Source organism: Pseudomonas sp. MBLB4123 (assembly GCF_051904775.1).
GTDB lineage: Bacteria > Pseudomonadota > Gammaproteobacteria > Pseudomonadales > Pseudomonadaceae > Aquipseudomonas > Aquipseudomonas benzenivorans_B.
On record NZ_CP196711.1, the window covers coordinates 2,864,001 to 2,881,171 of the forward strand.

General features: G+C 67.9%; 11 protein-coding genes. 6 read left to right on the forward strand and 5 right to left on the reverse strand.

What is annotated here, in order from left to right; all coding sequences use genetic code 11:
- Nucleotide 1 precedes the first annotated feature (1 nt).
- The 3 genes from waaF to glnE all read right to left on the reverse strand — a co-directional run bounded on the left by waaF (nt 2) and on the right by glnE (nt 5,115).
- Entirely contained in the window at nt 2–1,036 is a 1,035-nt protein-coding gene (waaF, locus tag ACSX1C_RS13230; protein ID WP_439886500.1) for a lipopolysaccharide heptosyltransferase II, read from the reverse strand.
- 138 nt (nt 1,037–1,174) lie between these two features.
- A complete protein-coding gene (locus ACSX1C_RS13235; protein WP_439886501.1) occupies nt 1,175–2,098 on the reverse strand; it encodes a branched-chain amino acid transaminase in 924 nt (307 codons plus the stop codon).
- A gap of 71 nt (nt 2,099–2,169) precedes the next feature.
- A complete protein-coding gene (gene glnE / locus ACSX1C_RS13240) occupies nt 2,170–5,115 on the reverse strand; it encodes a bifunctional [glutamate--ammonia ligase]-adenylyl-L-tyrosine phosphorylase/[glutamate--ammonia-ligase] adenylyltransferase (protein ID WP_439886502.1) in 2,946 nt (981 codons plus the stop codon).
- Nucleotides 5,116–5,385: 270 nt separating this feature from the next.
- Between glnE and aceE the strand changes: the two genes are divergently transcribed.
- Nucleotides 5,386–8,031 (forward strand): pyruvate dehydrogenase (acetyl-transferring), homodimeric type, encoded by a 2,646-nt coding sequence (aceE, locus tag ACSX1C_RS13245; RefSeq protein ID WP_439886503.1) that lies wholly within the window; start codon nt 5,386–5,388, stop codon nt 8,029–8,031.
- 11 nt (nt 8,032–8,042) lie between these two features.
- Entirely contained in the window at nt 8,043–9,695 is a 1,653-nt protein-coding gene (gene aceF / locus ACSX1C_RS13250; protein WP_439886504.1) for a dihydrolipoyllysine-residue acetyltransferase, read from the forward strand.
- Between the two features lie 92 nt (nt 9,696–9,787).
- Here the strand turns inward: aceF and ACSX1C_RS13255 are convergent, their stop codons facing one another.
- Nucleotides 9,788–10,318, reverse strand: a complete 531-nt coding sequence (locus ACSX1C_RS13255; RefSeq protein WP_439886505.1) for a hypothetical protein — start codon at nt 10,316–10,318, stop codon at nt 9,788–9,790.
- Nucleotides 10,319–10,395: 77 nt separating this feature from the next.
- Here ACSX1C_RS13255 and ACSX1C_RS13260 point away from each other — a divergent pair, with 77 nt between their 5' ends.
- From ACSX1C_RS13260 to ACSX1C_RS13270, 3 genes are all read left to right on the forward strand, one after another.
- Complete coding sequence (locus tag ACSX1C_RS13260; RefSeq protein ID WP_439886506.1) at nt 10,396–13,065, forward strand: putative bifunctional diguanylate cyclase/phosphodiesterase; 2,670 nt, start codon at nt 10,396–10,398, stop codon at nt 13,063–13,065.
- 69 nt (nt 13,066–13,134) lie between these two features.
- Nucleotides 13,135–13,782 (forward strand): peptide-methionine (S)-S-oxide reductase MsrA, encoded by a 648-nt coding sequence (msrA, locus tag ACSX1C_RS13265; RefSeq protein WP_439886507.1) that lies wholly within the window; start codon nt 13,135–13,137, stop codon nt 13,780–13,782.
- Between the two features lie 77 nt (nt 13,783–13,859).
- Nucleotides 13,860–15,104: an HD-GYP domain-containing protein gene (locus ACSX1C_RS13270; protein ID WP_439886508.1), complete on the forward strand. Its 1,245-nt coding sequence runs from the start codon at nt 13,860–13,862 to the stop codon at nt 15,102–15,104.
- Nucleotides 15,105–15,108: 4 nt separating this feature from the next.
- On the opposite strand, the gene ACSX1C_RS13275 is transcribed toward ACSX1C_RS13270, so the two are convergent.
- Nucleotides 15,109–15,945 (reverse strand): 23S rRNA (adenine(2030)-N(6))-methyltransferase RlmJ, encoded by an 837-nt coding sequence (locus ACSX1C_RS13275; RefSeq protein ID WP_439886509.1) that lies wholly within the window; start codon nt 15,943–15,945, stop codon nt 15,109–15,111.
- Nucleotides 15,946–16,056: 111 nt separating this feature from the next.
- Between ACSX1C_RS13275 and ACSX1C_RS13280 the strand changes: the two genes are divergently transcribed.
- Entirely contained in the window at nt 16,057–17,100 is a 1,044-nt protein-coding gene (locus tag ACSX1C_RS13280) for an NAD(P)H-dependent flavin oxidoreductase (RefSeq protein ID WP_439886510.1), read from the forward strand.
- Nucleotides 17,101–17,171 lie beyond the last annotated feature (71 nt).

A 17,171-nucleotide genomic window follows, 5' to 3' on the forward strand; every position in this document is an offset into this window, starting at 1 on the left:
ACTATTCGACCTCGACCGGATCGGCGACCAGGCGGTCGAGGGCCTCGAGCACCGGTTGCGGCGCCAGCTCGCGCAGGCAGTTGTAGTGGCCGTAGCGGCAGGTGCGTTCGAAACAGGGGCTGCACTCCAGGTCCAGGCGGACGATTTCCACCTGCTCGGCAAGCGGCGGCGTGAACTGCGGCGAGGTCGAGCCGTAGACCGCCACCAGCGGCCGGTTCAGCGCCGCGGCCACGTGCATCAGGCCCGAGTCGTTGGACACCACCGCGCTCGCGCAGGACAGCAGGTCGATGGCCTCGGCCAAGCTGGTGTCGCCGGCCAGGTTGACCGCCTCCTCGCGCAGACCGGGAATCAGCCGGGCGCGGATGTCCTCGCCGACCGGATGGTCGTTCTTCGAGCCGAACAGCCAGACCTGCCAGCCGGCGCGGATCTTCGCCTCGGCAACCCTGGCATAGTGCTCGCTGGGCCAGCGCTTGGCCTCGCCGAACTCGGCGCCGGGACACAGCGCCAGCACCGGGCGATCCAGGCTCAGGGCGAAGCGCGCCAGGGCCGCGTCACGGCTGGCCGCCTCGATCTGCAGGCGCGGCCGCGGGTAGGGCCTGGGTATCTCGGCACCCGGTTCGAAGGCCAGGGCCATGAAACGCTCGATCATCAGCGGGTAGCGCTGCTTGTCCAGCGTGCGCACGTCGTTGAGCAGGCCATAGCGCATCTCGCCCTTCCAGCCGGTGCGCTTGGCGATGCCGGCGAAGAACGGCACCAGGGCGGATTTCAGCGAATTGGGCAGCAGGATCGCCTGGTCATACTGGCCGGCCAGGGACTTGCCGATGCGCCGGCGGGTCGCCAGTTGCAACACGCCGTGGCCGAGCGGGAAACTCAGGGCCCGGCGTACCTCGGGCATGCGCTCGAGAATCGGCCGGCTCCACTCGGGCGCCAGCACGTCGATCTGGCAGCCGGGATGGCGCTGTTGCAGGCACTGGAACAGGGTCTGCGCCATCACCATGTCACCGACCCAACTGGGCCCAACGATCAGTATTTTCATGCCTATTCCAGAAACAACCAGGGAGGCTTGCGCCTCCCGGACTCGCTCAACACGCGGCTTTCGATGACCTGCGCCGCGATGGGCCGCGCCTCGCTCGGCCCACCCCACGACAGCCGGCCGTCCGAGCCTGGCCAGCTCTTATTTGACCAGGGTGCGCCACTCGGCGTGGGCGCTGGTCTTGCCGGTCACCAGATCGAAATAGGCGGTCTGCAGCTTCTCGGTCACCGGGCCGCGGCGGCCGGCGCCGATCTGCCGGCCGTCCACTTCGCGGATCGGCGTGACTTCGGCGGCGGTGCCGGTGAAGAAGGCCTCGTCGGCGATATACACCTCGTCGCGGGTAATGCGCTTCTCGATCACCTTGATGCCCAGCTCTTCGGCCAGGGTGAGGATGGTGCCGCGGGTGATGCCGTTGAGGCAGGAGGTGACCTCCGGGGTGTACACCACGCCGTCCTTGACCAGGAAGATATTCTCCCCCGAGCCCTCGGCCACGTAGCCTTCCGGATCGAGCAGCATGGCCTCGTCGGCGCCGCCGGAGACGGCCTCCTGCAGGGCCAGCATGGAGTTGATGTAGTTGCCATTGGCCTTGGCCCGGGTCATGGAGATGTTGACGTGATGGCGGGTGAAGGAGCTGGTGCGCACCTTGATGCCGACCTGCAGCGCCTCGTCGCCCATGTAGGCGCCCCAGCTCCAGGCCGCGACTATCACCTGCACCTTCAGGCCGCTGGCGCGCAGGCCCATGGCCTCGGATCCGTAGAACACCATCGGGCGGATGTAGGCGCTTTCCAGGTTGTTCTCGCGCACTGCGGCGCGGGTCGCCTCGTTGATCTCGTCTTTGCTGAAGGGGATCTTCATGCCCATGATGTGGGCGGAGTCGAACAGGCGGTCGGTGTGCGCCTGCAGGCGGAAGATCGCCGTGCCGTCGGGGGTGTTGTAGGCGCGCACGCCCTCGAACACGCCCATGCCGTAGTGCAGGGTGTGGGTCAGCACATGGGTGGTGGCGTCGCGCCACGACACCAGCTTGCCGTCATACCAAATCACGCCATCACGATCGGCCATCGACATAGTTGCCTGCTCCTCAAATTCGATTCGTACGCTACCAGCGGCGGGCGACACGCCCGCCACTCGATACTCAATCAGCTCAACCCGAGCGCCTGCCAGATGCGCAGCACGCTGCGTCGTTCGGCATGGAACTGGTCGCCACTCACCACCCCGGGCTGTTTCTGCAGCGCCTGGCGGTGGGCCGCCGAGCGATAGGCCTTGTAGACCTCCTGCAACAGCATGGCATCCTCACCGGGCAGCAAACCGACCCGTTCCAGCCCTTCCAGAATGCGGATGTTGTCGGTGAATTCGAGCAACTCCGGATACTCTCGCGACCAGGCCAGGGCCGCGTATTGCACCATAAATTCGATATCGACGATACCTCCGGCGTCCTGCTTCAGGTCGAAGGGAACCGCCGCCTCGAAGGCGTTGGCCGCGGTACCGGCGGCGGTGGCGGGGGTGCCGAGGTTGTCGCGCATCTTCGCACGCATCTCGCTGACCTCGGTACGCAGCCTGTCCAGGTCGCGCTCGGCGCCCAGCACTTCGGCCCGCACCGCCTCGAAAGCCTTGCCGACCCGCGGACAGCCGACCAGCACCCGGGCCCGCACCAGCGCCTGATGCTCCCAGGTCCAGGCCTCGTTCTGCTGATAGCGCTGGAAGGCGCCGAGGGAGCTGACCAGCAGGCCCGAGGCGCCGGAGGGACGCAGACGCATGTCCACCTCGTAGAGCTGCCCGGAATTGGTCTGGGCTGTCAGCAGGTGAATGATGCGTTGCCCCAGGCGGGTGAAGAACTGCGCGCCATCGATGGCCTTGGCGCCGTCGGTTTCGGCCTGGGGATCGCCGTCGTGGATGAACACCAGGTCCAGGTCCGAGCCATGCCCCAGCTCGATGCCGCCGACCTTGCCGTAGCCGACGATGATGAAATCCGGGTCGCAGGCGCTGCCATCGGCGCGGCGCGGCGTGCCGTACTTGGTCACGCACTGGCGCCAGGCCAGGGCCAGCACCTGCTCGAGGATGGCCTCGGCCAGCCAGGTCAGGTAATCGCTGACCTTCATCAGCGGCAGGGTGCCGGCGATCTCCGAGGCCGCCACGCGCAGGCCGTGGGCCAGCTTGAAGTGCCGCAGCGCCTCCATCTGCTGCTCCAGGTCGTCCTCGGGAATGCGTGTCAGGCGCTCTCGCAGCTCGGCCGCCAGCTCCGGCGCCAGGGGCGGCTTGAACAGCCGTCCTTCGTTGAGCAGCTCGTCGAGCAGCAGCGGGAAGCGGGCGATCTGCTCGGCGATCCAGGGGCTGGCGGCACAGAGGCTCAGCAGACGCTGCAGGGCGCCGGGGTTTTCCGTCAGCAGCACCAGGTAGGCCGAGCGCCGCGCCACCGCCTCGACCAGCGGCAGCACGCGTTCGAGCACCAGGTCCGGATCGTCGTGCTCCACCGCCTGGGCCAGCAGGCGCGGAATGAAGGCATCCAGGCGCTCGCGGCCGAGGCGCTGCATGGCGCGCACCTGGTTGCCGTTGCGCAGGCCGGCCAGACGCTGACGAGCCTGCGCCGCATCGGCGAAACCGGCTTCCGCGAGCTGACGACAGGCGGCCTCCTCGTCCTGGGCGTCCTCCCACAGCGGCAGCCATTCGCCGCCGATCACCTCGTCGGGCTCCCCGCCCTGATCCTCATCGGGGTCGGCGATGACCTGGCGGAAATGCCAGTCGACCCGCCCGCGCCAGTGCATCAGCCGCTCATGAAAGGCCTCCCAGCTGTCGAAGCCGAGCATAAAGGCCACCCGTGCCCGGTCCTGATCGTTGTCCGGCAGCATCTGCGTCTGCCGGTCGTCGATCGCCTGCAGGGCGTGCTCGGTGTAGCGCAGGAACTCATAACCCTCGCGCAGCTCCTCGACCACCGGCGCCGGCAGGTAACCCTGCCCCGCCAGCGTGGCCAGCACCTTCAACAGGGGCCGCTGCTGCAGGCTGAGGTCGCGCCCGCCATGAATCAGCTGGAAGGCCTGGGCGATAAACTCCACTTCCCTGATGCCTCCGGCGCCCAGCTTGATGTTGTCGGCCATGCCCTTGCGCCGCACCTCCTGCTGGATCAGCTGCTTCATGCTGCGCAGCGCCTCGATGGCGGAGAAGTCCAGGTAGCGCCGATAGACGAAGGGCCGCAACATCTCCAGCAGCTGCGCGCCAGCCAGCGGATCCCCGCCGACCACCCGCGCCTTGATCATGGCGTAGCGCTCCCAGTCGCGCCCCTGGTCCTGGTAGTACTGCTCCAGCGCATTGAAGCTGAACACCAGGGCACCGGACGAGCCGTAGGGGCGCAGGCGCATGTCGGTGCGGAAGACGAAGCCCTCGGCGGTGATCGCATCCAGCGCCTTGATCAGCCGCTGCCCGAGGCGGATGAAGAACTCCTGGTTGTCCAGCGACCGTTTCACCCCCTCGGTCTCGCCCCCCTCCGGATAACCGAAGATCAGGTCGATGTCCGAGGACAGGTTCAGCTCGAAGGCCCCCAGCTTGCCCATGCCGAGGACCACCATATGCTGGGCCTGACCGCTGCGCCGGCCGATCGGCGTGCCGAACTGCGCGCAGTGCCGGGGGTAGAGCCAGTGATAGGCCAGGTCGATGCAGGCATCGGCCAGCGCCGAGAGATCGCGACAGGTTTCCACCAGATCGGCCTGGCGGCCGATGTCGCGCCAGATGATGCGCAGCTGCTGGCGATTGCGAAAGCGTCGCAGGCGCCGCCCCAGGTCGTCCTCGTCCTCGCAGTCGGCCAGCAGCTGGGCCAGCTGCCCACGCAGTTCGTCCACCCCCAGGCTGGCCTCCAGCTCGCCGGAGTCGGCCAGCTCCAGCAGCATGCACGGGTCACGCAGGGCCTGCTGCAGCACGAAGTCGCTGACCGCGGCGACCCGACTCCAGGCGTCGCGACAGGCCTGCGGCCAAGCCTCGAAGCGGGCGCGGGCATCGCCTTCGAGGTCGCCCAGCGCCGCCCGCAGGGCCTGCTCCGCGCGACTGGCGAGGGGGGCGAGTGAGACGGGTAAAGAGACCAGCACCGGCAAGCTCATGGTCTATCCTTTTCGGCGGACTGCGGGCAGCGCACGGGACGCCTGCGAACCACGCACTTCGGCGCAGGGCACATGGCCAGCCGCAAAAATAATTGTAGTTTTGCTACTAAAATTTGTATCCGAAGGGCTGAAATTGCCGCCAATATGTAGTAAAACTACACGAAGCCGGTCCTACCCCCGGTCAATCCAAGAATTCACGTAGCCCGCTCACGAAGCCGGGCACGAACCCTGGCCTCCGATTCTGGAAGCCTTTCCGCCCTGGAGCAAGCCATGCAAGACCTCGATCCGATCGAAACCCAGGAATGGCTGGACGCCCTTGAGTCCGTCCTCGACCGTGAGGGTGAAGACCGTGCGCACTACCTGATGACCCGCATGGGCGAGCTGGCCACCCGCAGTGGTTCCCAGTTGCCCTACGCCATCACCACGCCCTACCGCAACACCATCCCGGTATCCCACGAAGCCCGCATGCCCGGCGACCTGTTCATGGAACGCCGCATCCGCTCGCTGGTGCGCTGGAACGCCCTGGCCATGGTGATGCGCACCAACCTCAAGGACCCGGACCTGGGTGGCCACATCTCCAGCTTCGCCTCCTCGGCCACGCTGTACGACATCGGCTTCAACTATTTCTTCCAGGCTCCGACCGAGGAGCACGGCGGCGACCTGATCTTCTATCAGGGCCATGCCTCGCCGGGCATCTACGCCCGCGCCTTCATGGAAGGCCGCATCAGCGAAGACCAGCTGAACAACTTCCGCCAGGAAGTGGACGGTCAGGGCCTGTCGTCCTACCCGCACCCCTGGCTGATGCCGGACTTCTGGCAGTTCCCCACCGTGTCCATGGGCTTGGGCCCGATCCAGGCGATCTACCAGGCACGCTTCATGAAGTACCTGGAGCACCGCGGCTTCATCCCGGCGGGCAAGCAGAAGGTCTGGTGCTTCCTCGGCGACGGCGAGTGCGACGAGCCGGAATCCCTCGGCGCCATTTCCCTGGCCGGCCGCGAGAAACTGGACAACCTGATCTTCGTCATCAACTGCAACCTGCAGCGCCTCGACGGCCCGGTACGCGGCAACGGCAAGATCATCCAGGAACTGGAAGGCGTGTTCCGCGGCGCCCAGTGGAACGTCAACAAGGTGGTCTGGGGCCGCTTCTGGGACCCGCTGCTGGCCAAGGACACCGACGGCCTGCTGCAGCGCCGCATGGACGAGGTGGTCGACGGCGACTACCAGAACTACAAGGCCAAGGACGGGGCGTTCGTCCGCGAACACTTCTTCAACAGCCCGGAACTCAAGGAGATGGTCAAGGACCTCTCCGACGAGGAAATCTGGAAGCTCAACCGTGGCGGCCACGACCCCTACAAGGTCTATGCGGCCTACCACCAGGCGGTCAACCACCAGGGTCAGCCGACCGTGGTCCTGGCCAAGACCATCAAGGGCTACGGCACCGGTGCCGGCGAGGCGAAGAACATCGCCCACAACACCAAGAAGGTCGACGTCGACAGCCTGAAGAAATTCCGCGACCGCTTCGACATCCCGGTCAAGGACGACGAGCTGGAGAGCCTGCCGTTCTTCAAGCCGGACGCCGACAGCGCCGAGGGCAAGTACCTGCGCAAGAAGCGCGAGGCCCTGGGCGGCTTCGTGCCGCAGCGCCGCGCCAACAGCTTCGCCATCCCGACCCCGCCGCTGGATACCCTCAAGGCCATCCTCGACGGCAGCGGCGACCGCGAAATCTCCACCACCATGGCCTTCGTGCGCATCCTCGCGCAGCTGGTCAAGGACAAGGAACTGGGCCAGCGCATCGTGCCGATCATCCCGGACGAGGCGCGCACCTTCGGCATGGAAGGCATGTTCCGCCAGCTCGGCATCTACTCCTCGGTGGGCCAGCTGTATGAGCCGGTCGACAAGGACCAGGTGATGTTCTACCGCGAGGACAAGAAGGGCCAGATCCTCGAGGAAGGCATCAACGAAGCCGGCGCCATGAGCTCCTTCATCGCCGCCGGCACCAGCTACAGCTGCCACAACCAGCCGATGCTGCCGTTCTACATCTTCTACTCGATGTTCGGCTTCCAGCGCATCGGCGACCTGGCCTGGGCCGCCGGCGACAGCCGCACTCGCGGCTTCCTGATCGGCGGTACCGCCGGGCGCACCACGCTCAATGGCGAAGGCCTGCAGCACGAGGACGGCCACAGCCACATCATGGCGGCGACCATTCCCAACTGCCGCACCTACGATCCGACCTACGGCTACGAGTTGGCGGTGATCATTCGCGAAGGCACGCGGCGCATGATGGAAGAGCAGGAAAACGTCTTCTACTACATCACCGTGATGAACGAGGCCTACCAGCAGCCGGCCATGCCGGAGGGTGTCGAGGACGGCATCATCAAGGGCATGTACCTGCTCGAAGAGGACAAGAAGGAAGCCGCCCACCACGTGCAGCTGCTCGGCAGCGGCACCATCCTGCGCGAAGTGCGCGCCGCGGCGCAGATCCTCCGTGACGAGTACAACGTCGCCTCCGATGTGTGGAGCGTCACCAGCTTCAACGAACTGCGCCGCGACGGCCTGGCCGTGGAGCGCCACAACCGCCTGCACCCGGAACAGAAGCCGCAGCTGACCTACGTCGAGCAGTGCCTGAAGGGCCGTCAGGGTCCGGTCATCGCCAGCACCGACTACATGAAGCTGTTCGCCGACCAGATTCGCCAGTGGGTACCGTGCAAGGAATACAAGGTGCTGGGCACCGACGGCTTCGGCCGCAGCGACAGCCGCCAGAAGCTGCGCCACTTCTTCGAAGTGGACCGCAACTGGGTGGTGCTGGCCGCCCTGGAAGCCCTCGCCGACCGTGGCGATATCGAACCCAAGGTAGTGGCCGAGGCCATCGCCAAGTTCGGCATCGACCCGGAAAAACGCAACCCGCTGGACTGCTAAGGAGACGCACCGTGAGCGAACTAATCCGCGTACCCGATATCGGCAGTGGCGAAGGTGAAGTCATCGAGCTGATGGTCAAGGTCGGCGACCGTATCGAGGCCGACCAGAGCCTGCTGACCCTGGAGTCGGACAAGGCCAGCATGGAAATCCCCGCGCCCAAGGCCGGGGTCATCAAGAGCCTGAAAGTGAAACTGGGCGATCGCCTGAAAGAGGGCGACGAGCTGCTCGAGCTGGAAACCGAAGGCGCGGCCGAGGCCGCTCCCAAGGCCGAACAGCCGCGCGAGGAGGCCCCCCAGGCGCAGCAGCCCGAGGCGAAAGCCGAGGCCCCGGCGGTGTCCACCCCTGCCGCCGAGTCGGTGCAGGATGTCCATGTCCCGGATATCGGTTCTGCCGGCAAGGCCAAGGTCATCGAGGTGCTGGTCAAGGCCGGCGACCAGGTCGAGGCCGACCAGTCGCTGATCACCCTGGAGTCGGACAAGGCCAGCATGGAGATCCCCTCGCCGTCCGCCGGCGTGGTGGAAAGCGTCGAGGTGGCGCTGGATGCCGAGGTCGGCACCGGCGACCTGATCCTCAAACTGAAAGTGGCCGGTGCCGCAGCGCCGGCCGCCGCCCCGGTCCAGCCCCCGGCTGCCGAAGAAGCGGTGCATCGCACCCCCGCCGGCGCCTCGCCGGAAGTGGCCGCCGAGGTCAGTGCCATCGCCAAGCTGGCGGCGGCCGCCGCCAACGTCGCCGCCGCGCCCAAGCGTGACGGCGCCAAGGTGCATGCCGGCCCGGCGGTACGCCAGCTGGCCCGCGAGTTCGGCGTCGAACTCGGCGCCATCAACGGCAGCGGACCGAAGGGCCGGATCCTCAAGGAGGACGTGCAGGTCTACGTCAAGGCGATGATGCAGAAGGCCAAGGAGGCACCGGCCGGCGCCACCGGCGGCGCCGGCATCCCGCCGATTCCGGTCGTGGACTTCAGCAAGTTCGGCGAAGTGGAAGAAGTGGCGATGACCCGCCTGATGCAGGTCGGCGCCGCCAACCTGCACCGCAGCTGGCTCAACGTGCCCCACGTGACCCAGTTCGACTCGGCCGACATCACCGAGCTGGAAGCCTTCCGCGTCGCCCAGAAGGCCGTCGCCGAGAAGGCCGGGGTCAAGCTGACCGTGCTGCCGCTGCTGCTCAAGGCCTGCGCCCACCTGCTCAAGGAGCTGCCGGACTTCAACAGCTCCCTGGCACCGAGCGGCAAGGCGGTGATCCGCAAGAAATACGTGCACATCGGCTTCGCCGTGGACACCCCGGACGGCCTGCTGGTCCCGGTGATCCGCGACGTCGACCAGAAGAGCCTGCTGCAGCTGGCCGCCGAGGCCGCCGAACTGGCGGAGAAGGCGCGCACCAAGAAGCTCTCGGCCGACGCCATGCAGGGCGCCTGCTTCACCATCTCCAGCCTCGGCCACATCGGCGGCACCGGCTTCACGCCGATCGTCAATGCGCCGGAGGTGGCGATCCTCGGCGTGAGCAAGGCGACCATGCAGCCGGTGTGGGACGGCAAGGCCTTCCAGCCCAAGCTGATGCTGCCGCTGTCGCTGTCCTACGACCACCGGGTAATCAACGGCGCCGCCGCGGCGCGCTTCACCAAGCGCCTGGGCGAAGTGCTGGGAGACATCCGCACGCTGCTGCTGTAAGTCCCGGCTACAACTTTCGAGCACGCCACGCTCGTATCCTCAACCCCGCCCCTAGGCGGGGTTTTTTTTGCCTGTCCAGCGGGTGCCGCGCCCTAGCCTTTCTGCAGGTTGCGAATCAGGAAGCTCAGGGCCTTGGCCAGCTCCGCCGCGCCCTGATGGTCCCGCACTATGCTGAGCAGCGGGCTGCCGTCCGCCGGGCTGAACAGCACGCAACTGACGCCACTCGGCGGGCAGTCGTAGCGGATGAAGGGGTCGACGCCGAACAGGGCGATGCGCTGGTTGCGCACGGCGATATCGGTGCCCTGGGCGCCGCGGCTCTCCTCGCGCAGCAACAGCTCGCCCGGCGCGCCCAGGCGCAGCTGATAGCGCAGGTCCTGGCGCTGCGCCTGGCCGACCTGGTAGGCGGCGCTCAGGGCATAGGTCTTGAGCAGGTCGTTGCTGTGGGCCAGCAACGCCTGACGCTCATCCTGGGTCAGGTACAGGCGCTTGAGCTCGCTCAGGTAACGCGCCTGCTCGGCGCCACTCAGGCCTGTCGCGGACTCCGCGGCGAACAGCGGATTGGCCAACAGGCCACCCACCAGCAGCAACGAAGCGATTAGATTTCTTGTCAGTCGTATTTGCATGATGCACCCTTGCCCGACGCGATAGTGAAGTGGGCCGAGACCCCGACTCGGTCAGCATACTGGAAGCCAGCCGCCCAATGAAAAGCCATACCGATGCCGCGAGCCGACTAGCGGCCGAGGCTGTGACGCAGTTGCCAGTGCCTTCGCAACTTGGCCTGCTGCGCTTCGAGCGGCTCAACGAGGCGAGCTGGACGCTGCTGTTTCTCGACCCCGACTGCGAGCAGCACCTGGGCATCCCCGCCAGCGACCTCTGCGCCCTGCTCGACGCCCCCTACGCCAGCCTGATGGAGCCCGAGGCTCGTCACCGCCAACACGACGCCATCCAGCAGCAGCTGGCCCGCCAGCCACGCTACCTGGTGCATTACACCCTGCACACGCCCCGCGGCCCGCTGCGGCTGACGGAGCTGGGCGAGCCCTTCAAGCAACGCAACCGCCAGCTGCTGCGCGGCTACCTGCTGATGGCCGACGGCGGGCCGGTGGTCGAGGCCGCACCGGGGCTCAACGAGCTGCTGGCGGCGAACCAGCCACAGCCGAAACCGCCGATCTCTCCCGAACGGCTGCGCTCCCGCGTCCAGCAGGATCTGATCCTGCGCCTGGCTCGCCATCGCTACAGCAGCAACGACCCGCTGCACGAAGCCGCCGAACTCATTACCCGGGCCGCTTGCGAAATCTACGGAGTGGCCCGGGCGGGCATCTGGAGCCTGCAGGGGGCGACACTCGAGCCCGTGGCCCTGTACCGCCACGATATCGACCTGTTCGAGCAGGGCGCGCCCCTGGACGCCAGCCCCTACCCGGTGTACCTGCACGCCTTGCACAGCGGCCGGACCATCGACGCCCATGATGCCCCGAACGACCCGCGCACCCGCGAACTGAGCCGGCACTACCTGGCGCCCCTGGGCATCGGCGCCATGCTCGATGCCAGCGTCCGCGTCGGCGGCGAGGTGGTCGGCGTGCTCTGCCTGGAGCATGTCGGCGAACGACGCACCTGGCTGGCCGACGAAATCGCCTTGGCCGGCGAGCTGGCCGACCAGTACGCCCAGGTACTGAGCAACCATCAACGGCGCAGCGCCGCCAGTGCCCTGCACCTGTTCCAGCGCGCGGTCGAGCAGAGCGCCAGTGCCTTCATCCTGCTGGATCGCGACGGCCTGGTGGAGTACGTCAACCCGAGCTTCACCGCCATCACCCAATACAGCGCCGAGGAGGTCCAGGGCCGCCGCCTATCCGAACTGCCGGCCCTGGAAAACCTCAGCGACCTGCTGTTCGCCGCCGGCTCCGGGCTGTCCGAGCACAACAGCTGGCAGGGCGAATTCAAGAGCCGGCGCAAGAACTTCGAGCCCTATTGGAGCCAGCTGTCGATCTCCAAGGTGCATGGCGAAGACGGCAGCCTGACTCATTACATCGGCATCTACGAGGACATCACCGCCAACAAGCAGGCTCAGCAGCGTATCGAGCGCCTGGCCTTCAGCGACAACCTCACCGGCCTGAGCAACCGTTACGCCTTCATCCGTGCCTTGGAGGAGCGCTTCGCCCTGGCCGACGGCAAACCCCTCAGCCTGCTGCTGGTGGACATCGACAACTTCAAGCGGATCAACGACAGCCTCGGCCACCAGACCGGCGACAAGCTGCTGAGCAGCCTGGCCCGACGCCTGCGCAACAGCCTGGCCCCGACCGGCGTGCTGGCGCGCTTCGCCAGCAACGAGTTCGCCATCCTGCTGGAAGACCACGGCATCGAGGAGGGCCAACACACCGCCCTGCAGGTCTTGCAGACCCTGGACAAGCCGCTGTTCGTCGACAACCAGCTGATCAGCGTCACCGCCTCGGTGGGCCTGGCCTGCGCCCCTCTGCACGGGCAGGACCCGCAGACCCTGATGAAGCATGCCGGCCTGGCCTTGCACAAGGCCAAGGCCAACGGCAAGCACCAGCTGCAGCTGTTCACCGAGGCACTGAACGCCGAGGCCGACTACAAGCTGTTCGTCGAGAGCAACCTGCGCCGCGCCCTGACCCAGAACGAACTGGAGGTCTTCTACCAGCCCAAGTTGTGCCTCAGGAGCGGCCAGCTGCTCGGCATGGAGGCCCTGCTGCGCTGGCAGCACCCGGAGAAGGGCATGATCCGCCCGGACCAGTTCATCGCCGTGGCCGAGGAAACCGGCCTGATCATCCCCATCGGCAAGTGGGTGGCGCGCCAGGCCTGCCGCATGAGCACGCAGTTGACCACGCTCGGCCTGGGCAGCCTGCAGGTGGCGATCAACCTGTCGCCCAAGCAGTTCTCCGACCCCGACCTGGTCGGCGCCATCGCCGCGATCCTGGAGGAGGAACAGCTGCCCCCCGCACTGCTCGAGCTGGAGCTGACCGAGGGCCTGTTGCTGGAGGCCACCGACGACACCCGCGATCAGCTCAGTCGCCTCAAGAGCCTGGGTCTGACCCTGGCGATGGACGACTTCGGCACCGGTTATTCCTCGCTGAGCTACCTGAAGAAGTTCCCCATCGACGTGATCAAGATCGATCGCAGCTTCATCAAAGACATCCCGGAAAACCAGGACGACATGGAAATCACCTCGGCGGTGATCGCCATGGCCCACAATCTGAAGCTCAAGGTGGTCGCCGAAGGCATCGAGAGCGCCGCCCAGCTGGGCTTCCTGCGCCGCCAGCAATGCGATATCGGCCAGGGCTATCTGTTCGACCGGCCGATCGCCGGACGCGAGCTGGTCGAGCGCCTGAAACGCTACCCGCGCCGATCACCGGTCTGACCGGGGGTGTAACTCTGCCGCAGCCCCGCGGTCTATCTGCTCACAGGCTCTTCGTCGAGGACAGGGTACATGGTTCTACGCTCGCAAATACTCGCCCACAAACTGCACCTGCCCAGTGCCGATCAGGCCCTGCCCGGACGCGCCACACCGCTGCCGGTGCCGGACGCCCACCATGTCAATGGTCGGCCGCTGCAGCCGCCCTTCCCGGCGGGCCTGCAACGGGTGCTATTCGGCCTCGGCTGCTTCTGGGGCGCCGAGCGACGCTTCTGGCAGCAACCGGGGGTGTGGACCACCGCAGTCGGCTATGCCGGCGGCCACACGCCCAACCCGACCTACGAGGAAACCTGCTCGGGACTGACCGGCCACACGGAGGTGGTGCTGGTGGTCTTCGACCCGCAACTGATCAGCTTCGCTGCCCTGCTCCGGGTATTCTGGGAGGCGCACAACCCCACCCAGGGCATGCGTCAGGGCAACGATGTCGGCAGCCAATATCGCTCGGCCATCTACTGCTACGGCGCCGAACAACTGGCCGCGGCCCTGGCCAGCCAGGCCAGGTTCCAGGCCGAGCTGGACAAGGCCGGCCTCGGCGCCATCACCACCGAGATCGCCGAGGCGCCGCCCTTCTACTATGCCGAGGCCTATCACCAGCAATACCTGGCGAAGAACCCCGGCGGCTATTGCGGCCTGGGAGGCACCGGCGTCTGCCTGCCGGCCTGAGGCCGGCGCGACGCAACCGCTGGCGGACAAAAGGATATACTCTGGCCATTAGCCACTAGCCTACCCCGCGAGCCCCCATGCCCGACGGCCATCTCATCCGCCCCGAGCAGCTGTGCGTCGGCCTGTTCATCCAACTCGAGCTGAGCTGGTGGAAGCACGGTTTCGCCCGCAACAGCTTCAAGATCAAGGACCAGGGCCAGATCGACGCGCTGCGGGCCCTGGGCCTGGCGCAGCTGCGCTACGACCCGGCGCGCAGCGATTGCCCGCCACTGCCACTGCCGACGGCCGCACCCGCGCCTATGCCGGCACCTGCGGTCGATGCCCTGGCCCAGGCGCGGCAGGCCCGGGCCGATACCCTCAGGGCCCTGCGCAAACGCCTGGCCGAGGTGGACCGCAGCTTTCTCAAGGCCGGTCAACAGGTCAAGACGCTCAACCAGACGCTGCGCAGCCAGCCCGAACATGCCATCCGCCAGGCCGGCGAGGTGGTACGCGGCCTGGTCGAGGCCATGTGCGGCGATCATGAGGTGGTGCTGCACAACATCACCGGCAAGGCCGCCGAGGATGCCCACTCCCATGCCCTCAACGTCACCGTGTTGTCCATGCTGCTGGGACGCCAGCTCGGCCTGGACGCCGAGGCCGTCCACACCCTGGGCCTGGGGGCGCTGCTGCATGACATCGGTAAGCTCGAGGTGCCGAGCAAGGTGCTGCTCAAGAGCGAGCCGCTGACCCGCCCCGAGCAACAGCTGCTGCAACTGCACACCGAGTTCGGCCTGCGCATGGGCCAGCGCCTGATGCTCGACGACGAGGTGCTGCGCATCATCCACGAGCACCACGAGTACTGCGACGGCAGCGGCTACCCGCGCCAGCTGCGCGAAGCGGCGATCGGCCGCCTCAGCCGCCTGGTGTGCATCACCAATAGGTTCGACAACCTGTGCAACCCGCTGCGGGTCGAGGACGCCCTCAGCCCCCACGAGGCCCTGTCGCGGATGTTCGCCCAGGAGCGCGAGCGCTTCGACGAGGTGGCACTCAAGGCCTTTATCCGCTGCATGGGGGTCTACCCGCCCGGCAGCCTGGTGCAGCTGGACGACCAGCGCTACGGCCTGGTGCTGGGCATGAACCCCGGCCGGCCGCTCAGGCCCACGCTGATCCTGTACGACGAGCAGCTGCCCAAGACCGAGGCACCGATCCTCGACCTGCTGGACGAGCCGGGCCTGGCGATCGCCCGCAGCCTGCGCCCCGGCGAGCTGCCCGGCGCGGTGTACGAGTACCTCAGTCCGCGCCAGCAGGTGAGCTACTACGTGGAACCGCAGGCGGGGCGCTAGGGCGTCATTCCGGCACCGGCCAGTCCAGGCGCCAGCCGCCCTCGCTCTGGGCCAGGTGCTCGGCCAGCCAGGGCAGCAGCTGCTGGAGTTCCTGCTCCATGCCCCAAGGCGGGTTGGCGATAGCCAGGCCCGAACCGGCCAGGCGCGCGGGGTCGTCCGGACGGTGCACCAGCAGCTCGGCGCGCAGCAGCTTGGGTGCGCCGCTACGCTGCAGGCCGGCATAGAAGCGCTTGAGCTGGCGCTCGTCCTTGATCGGGTACCAGATCGCCACGATGGCCTGACGCATCCGCCCCAGGGCCTCGCCGAGCGCCTGCAGGCAGCGCTCCAGCTCGTCGGCCTGCTCGAACGGCGGGTCGATCAGCAGCAGCACGCGCTTCTCCCGGGTCGGCAGCAGCGCCCGCGGCACATGCCAACCCTCGCCCCGGTGCACCGCCACACGGCGGTCGCCGCGCATGTTGTCCTTGAGCAGCGCACCGTCCTCCGGGTGCTTCTCGTTGAGCTGCAGGCGGTCCTGCTCGCGGCTGAGCAGCCGCGCCAGCTCCGGCGAGCCGGGGTAGTAGCGCAGCTGGCCATCCGGGTTCATGGCGCGGATCACCTCGAGGTAGTCCTGCAGCAGCTCCGGCGCCGCCGCGGCCTGCCACAGGCGGCCGATGCCCTCGCGCCACTCGCCGGTGCGGCTGGCCTGATCGCCGGCCAGGTCGTAGAGGCCGACGCCGGCATGGCTGTCGAGGTAGGCGAAGGGGGCCTCCTTGCGCCCCAGCAGGGCGAGCAGTCGGCTCAGGACCAGGTGTTTGAGCACGTCGGCGTGGTTGCCGGCGTGGAAGGCATGGCGGTAGTTCATCGGGACTCCCTCGGGACAGGCGCGCAGTGTAACCGGCTGCGACCGCGGGCGACGAACCGATACGCCAACTGTGGCATGCTCGCCCTCCCCCGCTGCGGCCAAGGAGGCCCCATGACCCTACAGACATTGCTCGGCTGCGAACTGCCCATCATCCAGGCGCCCATGGCCGGCGCCCAGGACCAGCGCCTGGCTATCGCCGTGTGCCAGGCCGGCGGCCTCGGCTCGCTGCCGGCGGCCATGCTCGACGCCACCGGCCTGCGCACGCAGCTGCTGGGCCTGCGCGCGGCGACCGACCGGCCGTGCAACCTCAACTTCTTCTGCCATGTCCAACCACCCGCGGATGCGGCCCGCGAGACGGCCTGGCGCGAGCGCCTCGCGCCCTTCTACGCCGAGTTCGACGTCGACCCCGGCAGCGTCCCCGCCGGCCCCGGGCGCCAGCCGTTCGACGCGGCCATGGCCGAGCTGGTGGAGGAGCTGCGTCCGGCGGTGGTCAGCTTCCACTTCGGCCTGCCGGAAGCGGCGCTGCTGGAGCGGGTGCGGGCCAGCGGGGCGAAGATCCTCGGTTGCGCCACCACGGTGGCCGAGGCCCTGTGGCTGGAGGCCCGCGGCGTCGATGCGATCATCGCCCAAGGCCTGGAGGCCGGCGGCCATCGCGGCCTGTTCCTCGACCCGGACCTGTCCACCCAGCTCGGCACCTTCACCCTGCTGCCGCAGGTGGTGCGGGCCGTGCGCCTGCCGGTGATCGCCGCCGGCGGCATCGCCGACGCCGCCGGAGTCGCCGCGGCGCGGCGCCTCGGGGCGGCCGGGGTGCAGGTCGGCAGCGCCTACCTGCTGTGCCCCGAGGCCAGCACCAGCGCGGTGCACCGCGCCGCCCTGCAGAGCGAGGCGGCGCGGCACACGGCCCTGACCACCCTGTTCAGCGGCCGCCCGGCACGGGGCATCGTCAACCGCCTGATGCGCAGCCTCGGCGCCCTGCCGGCCGAGGTGCCGGCCTTCCCCCTGGCCGCGGCCGCCCTCGCACCCCTGCGCGCCGCCGCCGAACGCCAGGGCCTGGGCGACTGCTCGCCGCTCTGGGCCGGGCAGAACCTCGCCGGCTGCCGGCCCATCGGCGCCGCCGAGCTGACCCGCGAACTGGCCGAAGGGCTGGCCATGTGAACCGCCATCACGGCCATCGATAGTGCTGGGCAGCCCCTGGGCGGCTGCCTAGACTCGGCGCCATCCACTGG

Excerpts from the sequence above, each read along its gene's own strand:
- waaF (WP_439886500.1), bottom strand. The coding sequence starts at position 1,036 with ATGAAAATACTGATCGTTGGGCCCAGTTGGGTCGGTGACATGGTGATG.
- ACSX1C_RS13235 (WP_439886501.1), bottom strand. The coding sequence starts at position 2,098 with ATGTCGATGGCCGATCGTGATGGCGTGATTTGGTATGACGGCAAGCTG.
- glnE (WP_439886502.1), bottom strand. The coding sequence starts at position 5,115 with ATGAGCTTGCCGGTGCTGGTCTCTTTACCCGTCTCACTCGCCCCCCTC.
- aceE (WP_439886503.1), top strand. The coding sequence starts at position 5,386 with ATGCAAGACCTCGATCCGATCGAAACCCAGGAATGGCTGGACGCCCTT.
- ACSX1C_RS13255 (WP_439886505.1), bottom strand. The coding sequence starts at position 10,318 with ATGCAAATACGACTGACAAGAAATCTAATCGCTTCGTTGCTGCTGGTG.
- ACSX1C_RS13260 (WP_439886506.1), top strand. The coding sequence starts at position 10,396 with ATGAAAAGCCATACCGATGCCGCGAGCCGACTAGCGGCCGAGGCTGTG.
- msrA (WP_439886507.1), top strand. The coding sequence starts at position 13,135 with ATGGTTCTACGCTCGCAAATACTCGCCCACAAACTGCACCTGCCCAGT.
- ACSX1C_RS13270 (WP_439886508.1), top strand. The coding sequence starts at position 13,860 with ATGCCCGACGGCCATCTCATCCGCCCCGAGCAGCTGTGCGTCGGCCTG.
- ACSX1C_RS13275 (WP_439886509.1), bottom strand. The coding sequence starts at position 15,945 with ATGAACTACCGCCATGCCTTCCACGCCGGCAACCACGCCGACGTGCTC.
- ACSX1C_RS13280 (WP_439886510.1), top strand. The coding sequence starts at position 16,057 with ATGACCCTACAGACATTGCTCGGCTGCGAACTGCCCATCATCCAGGCG.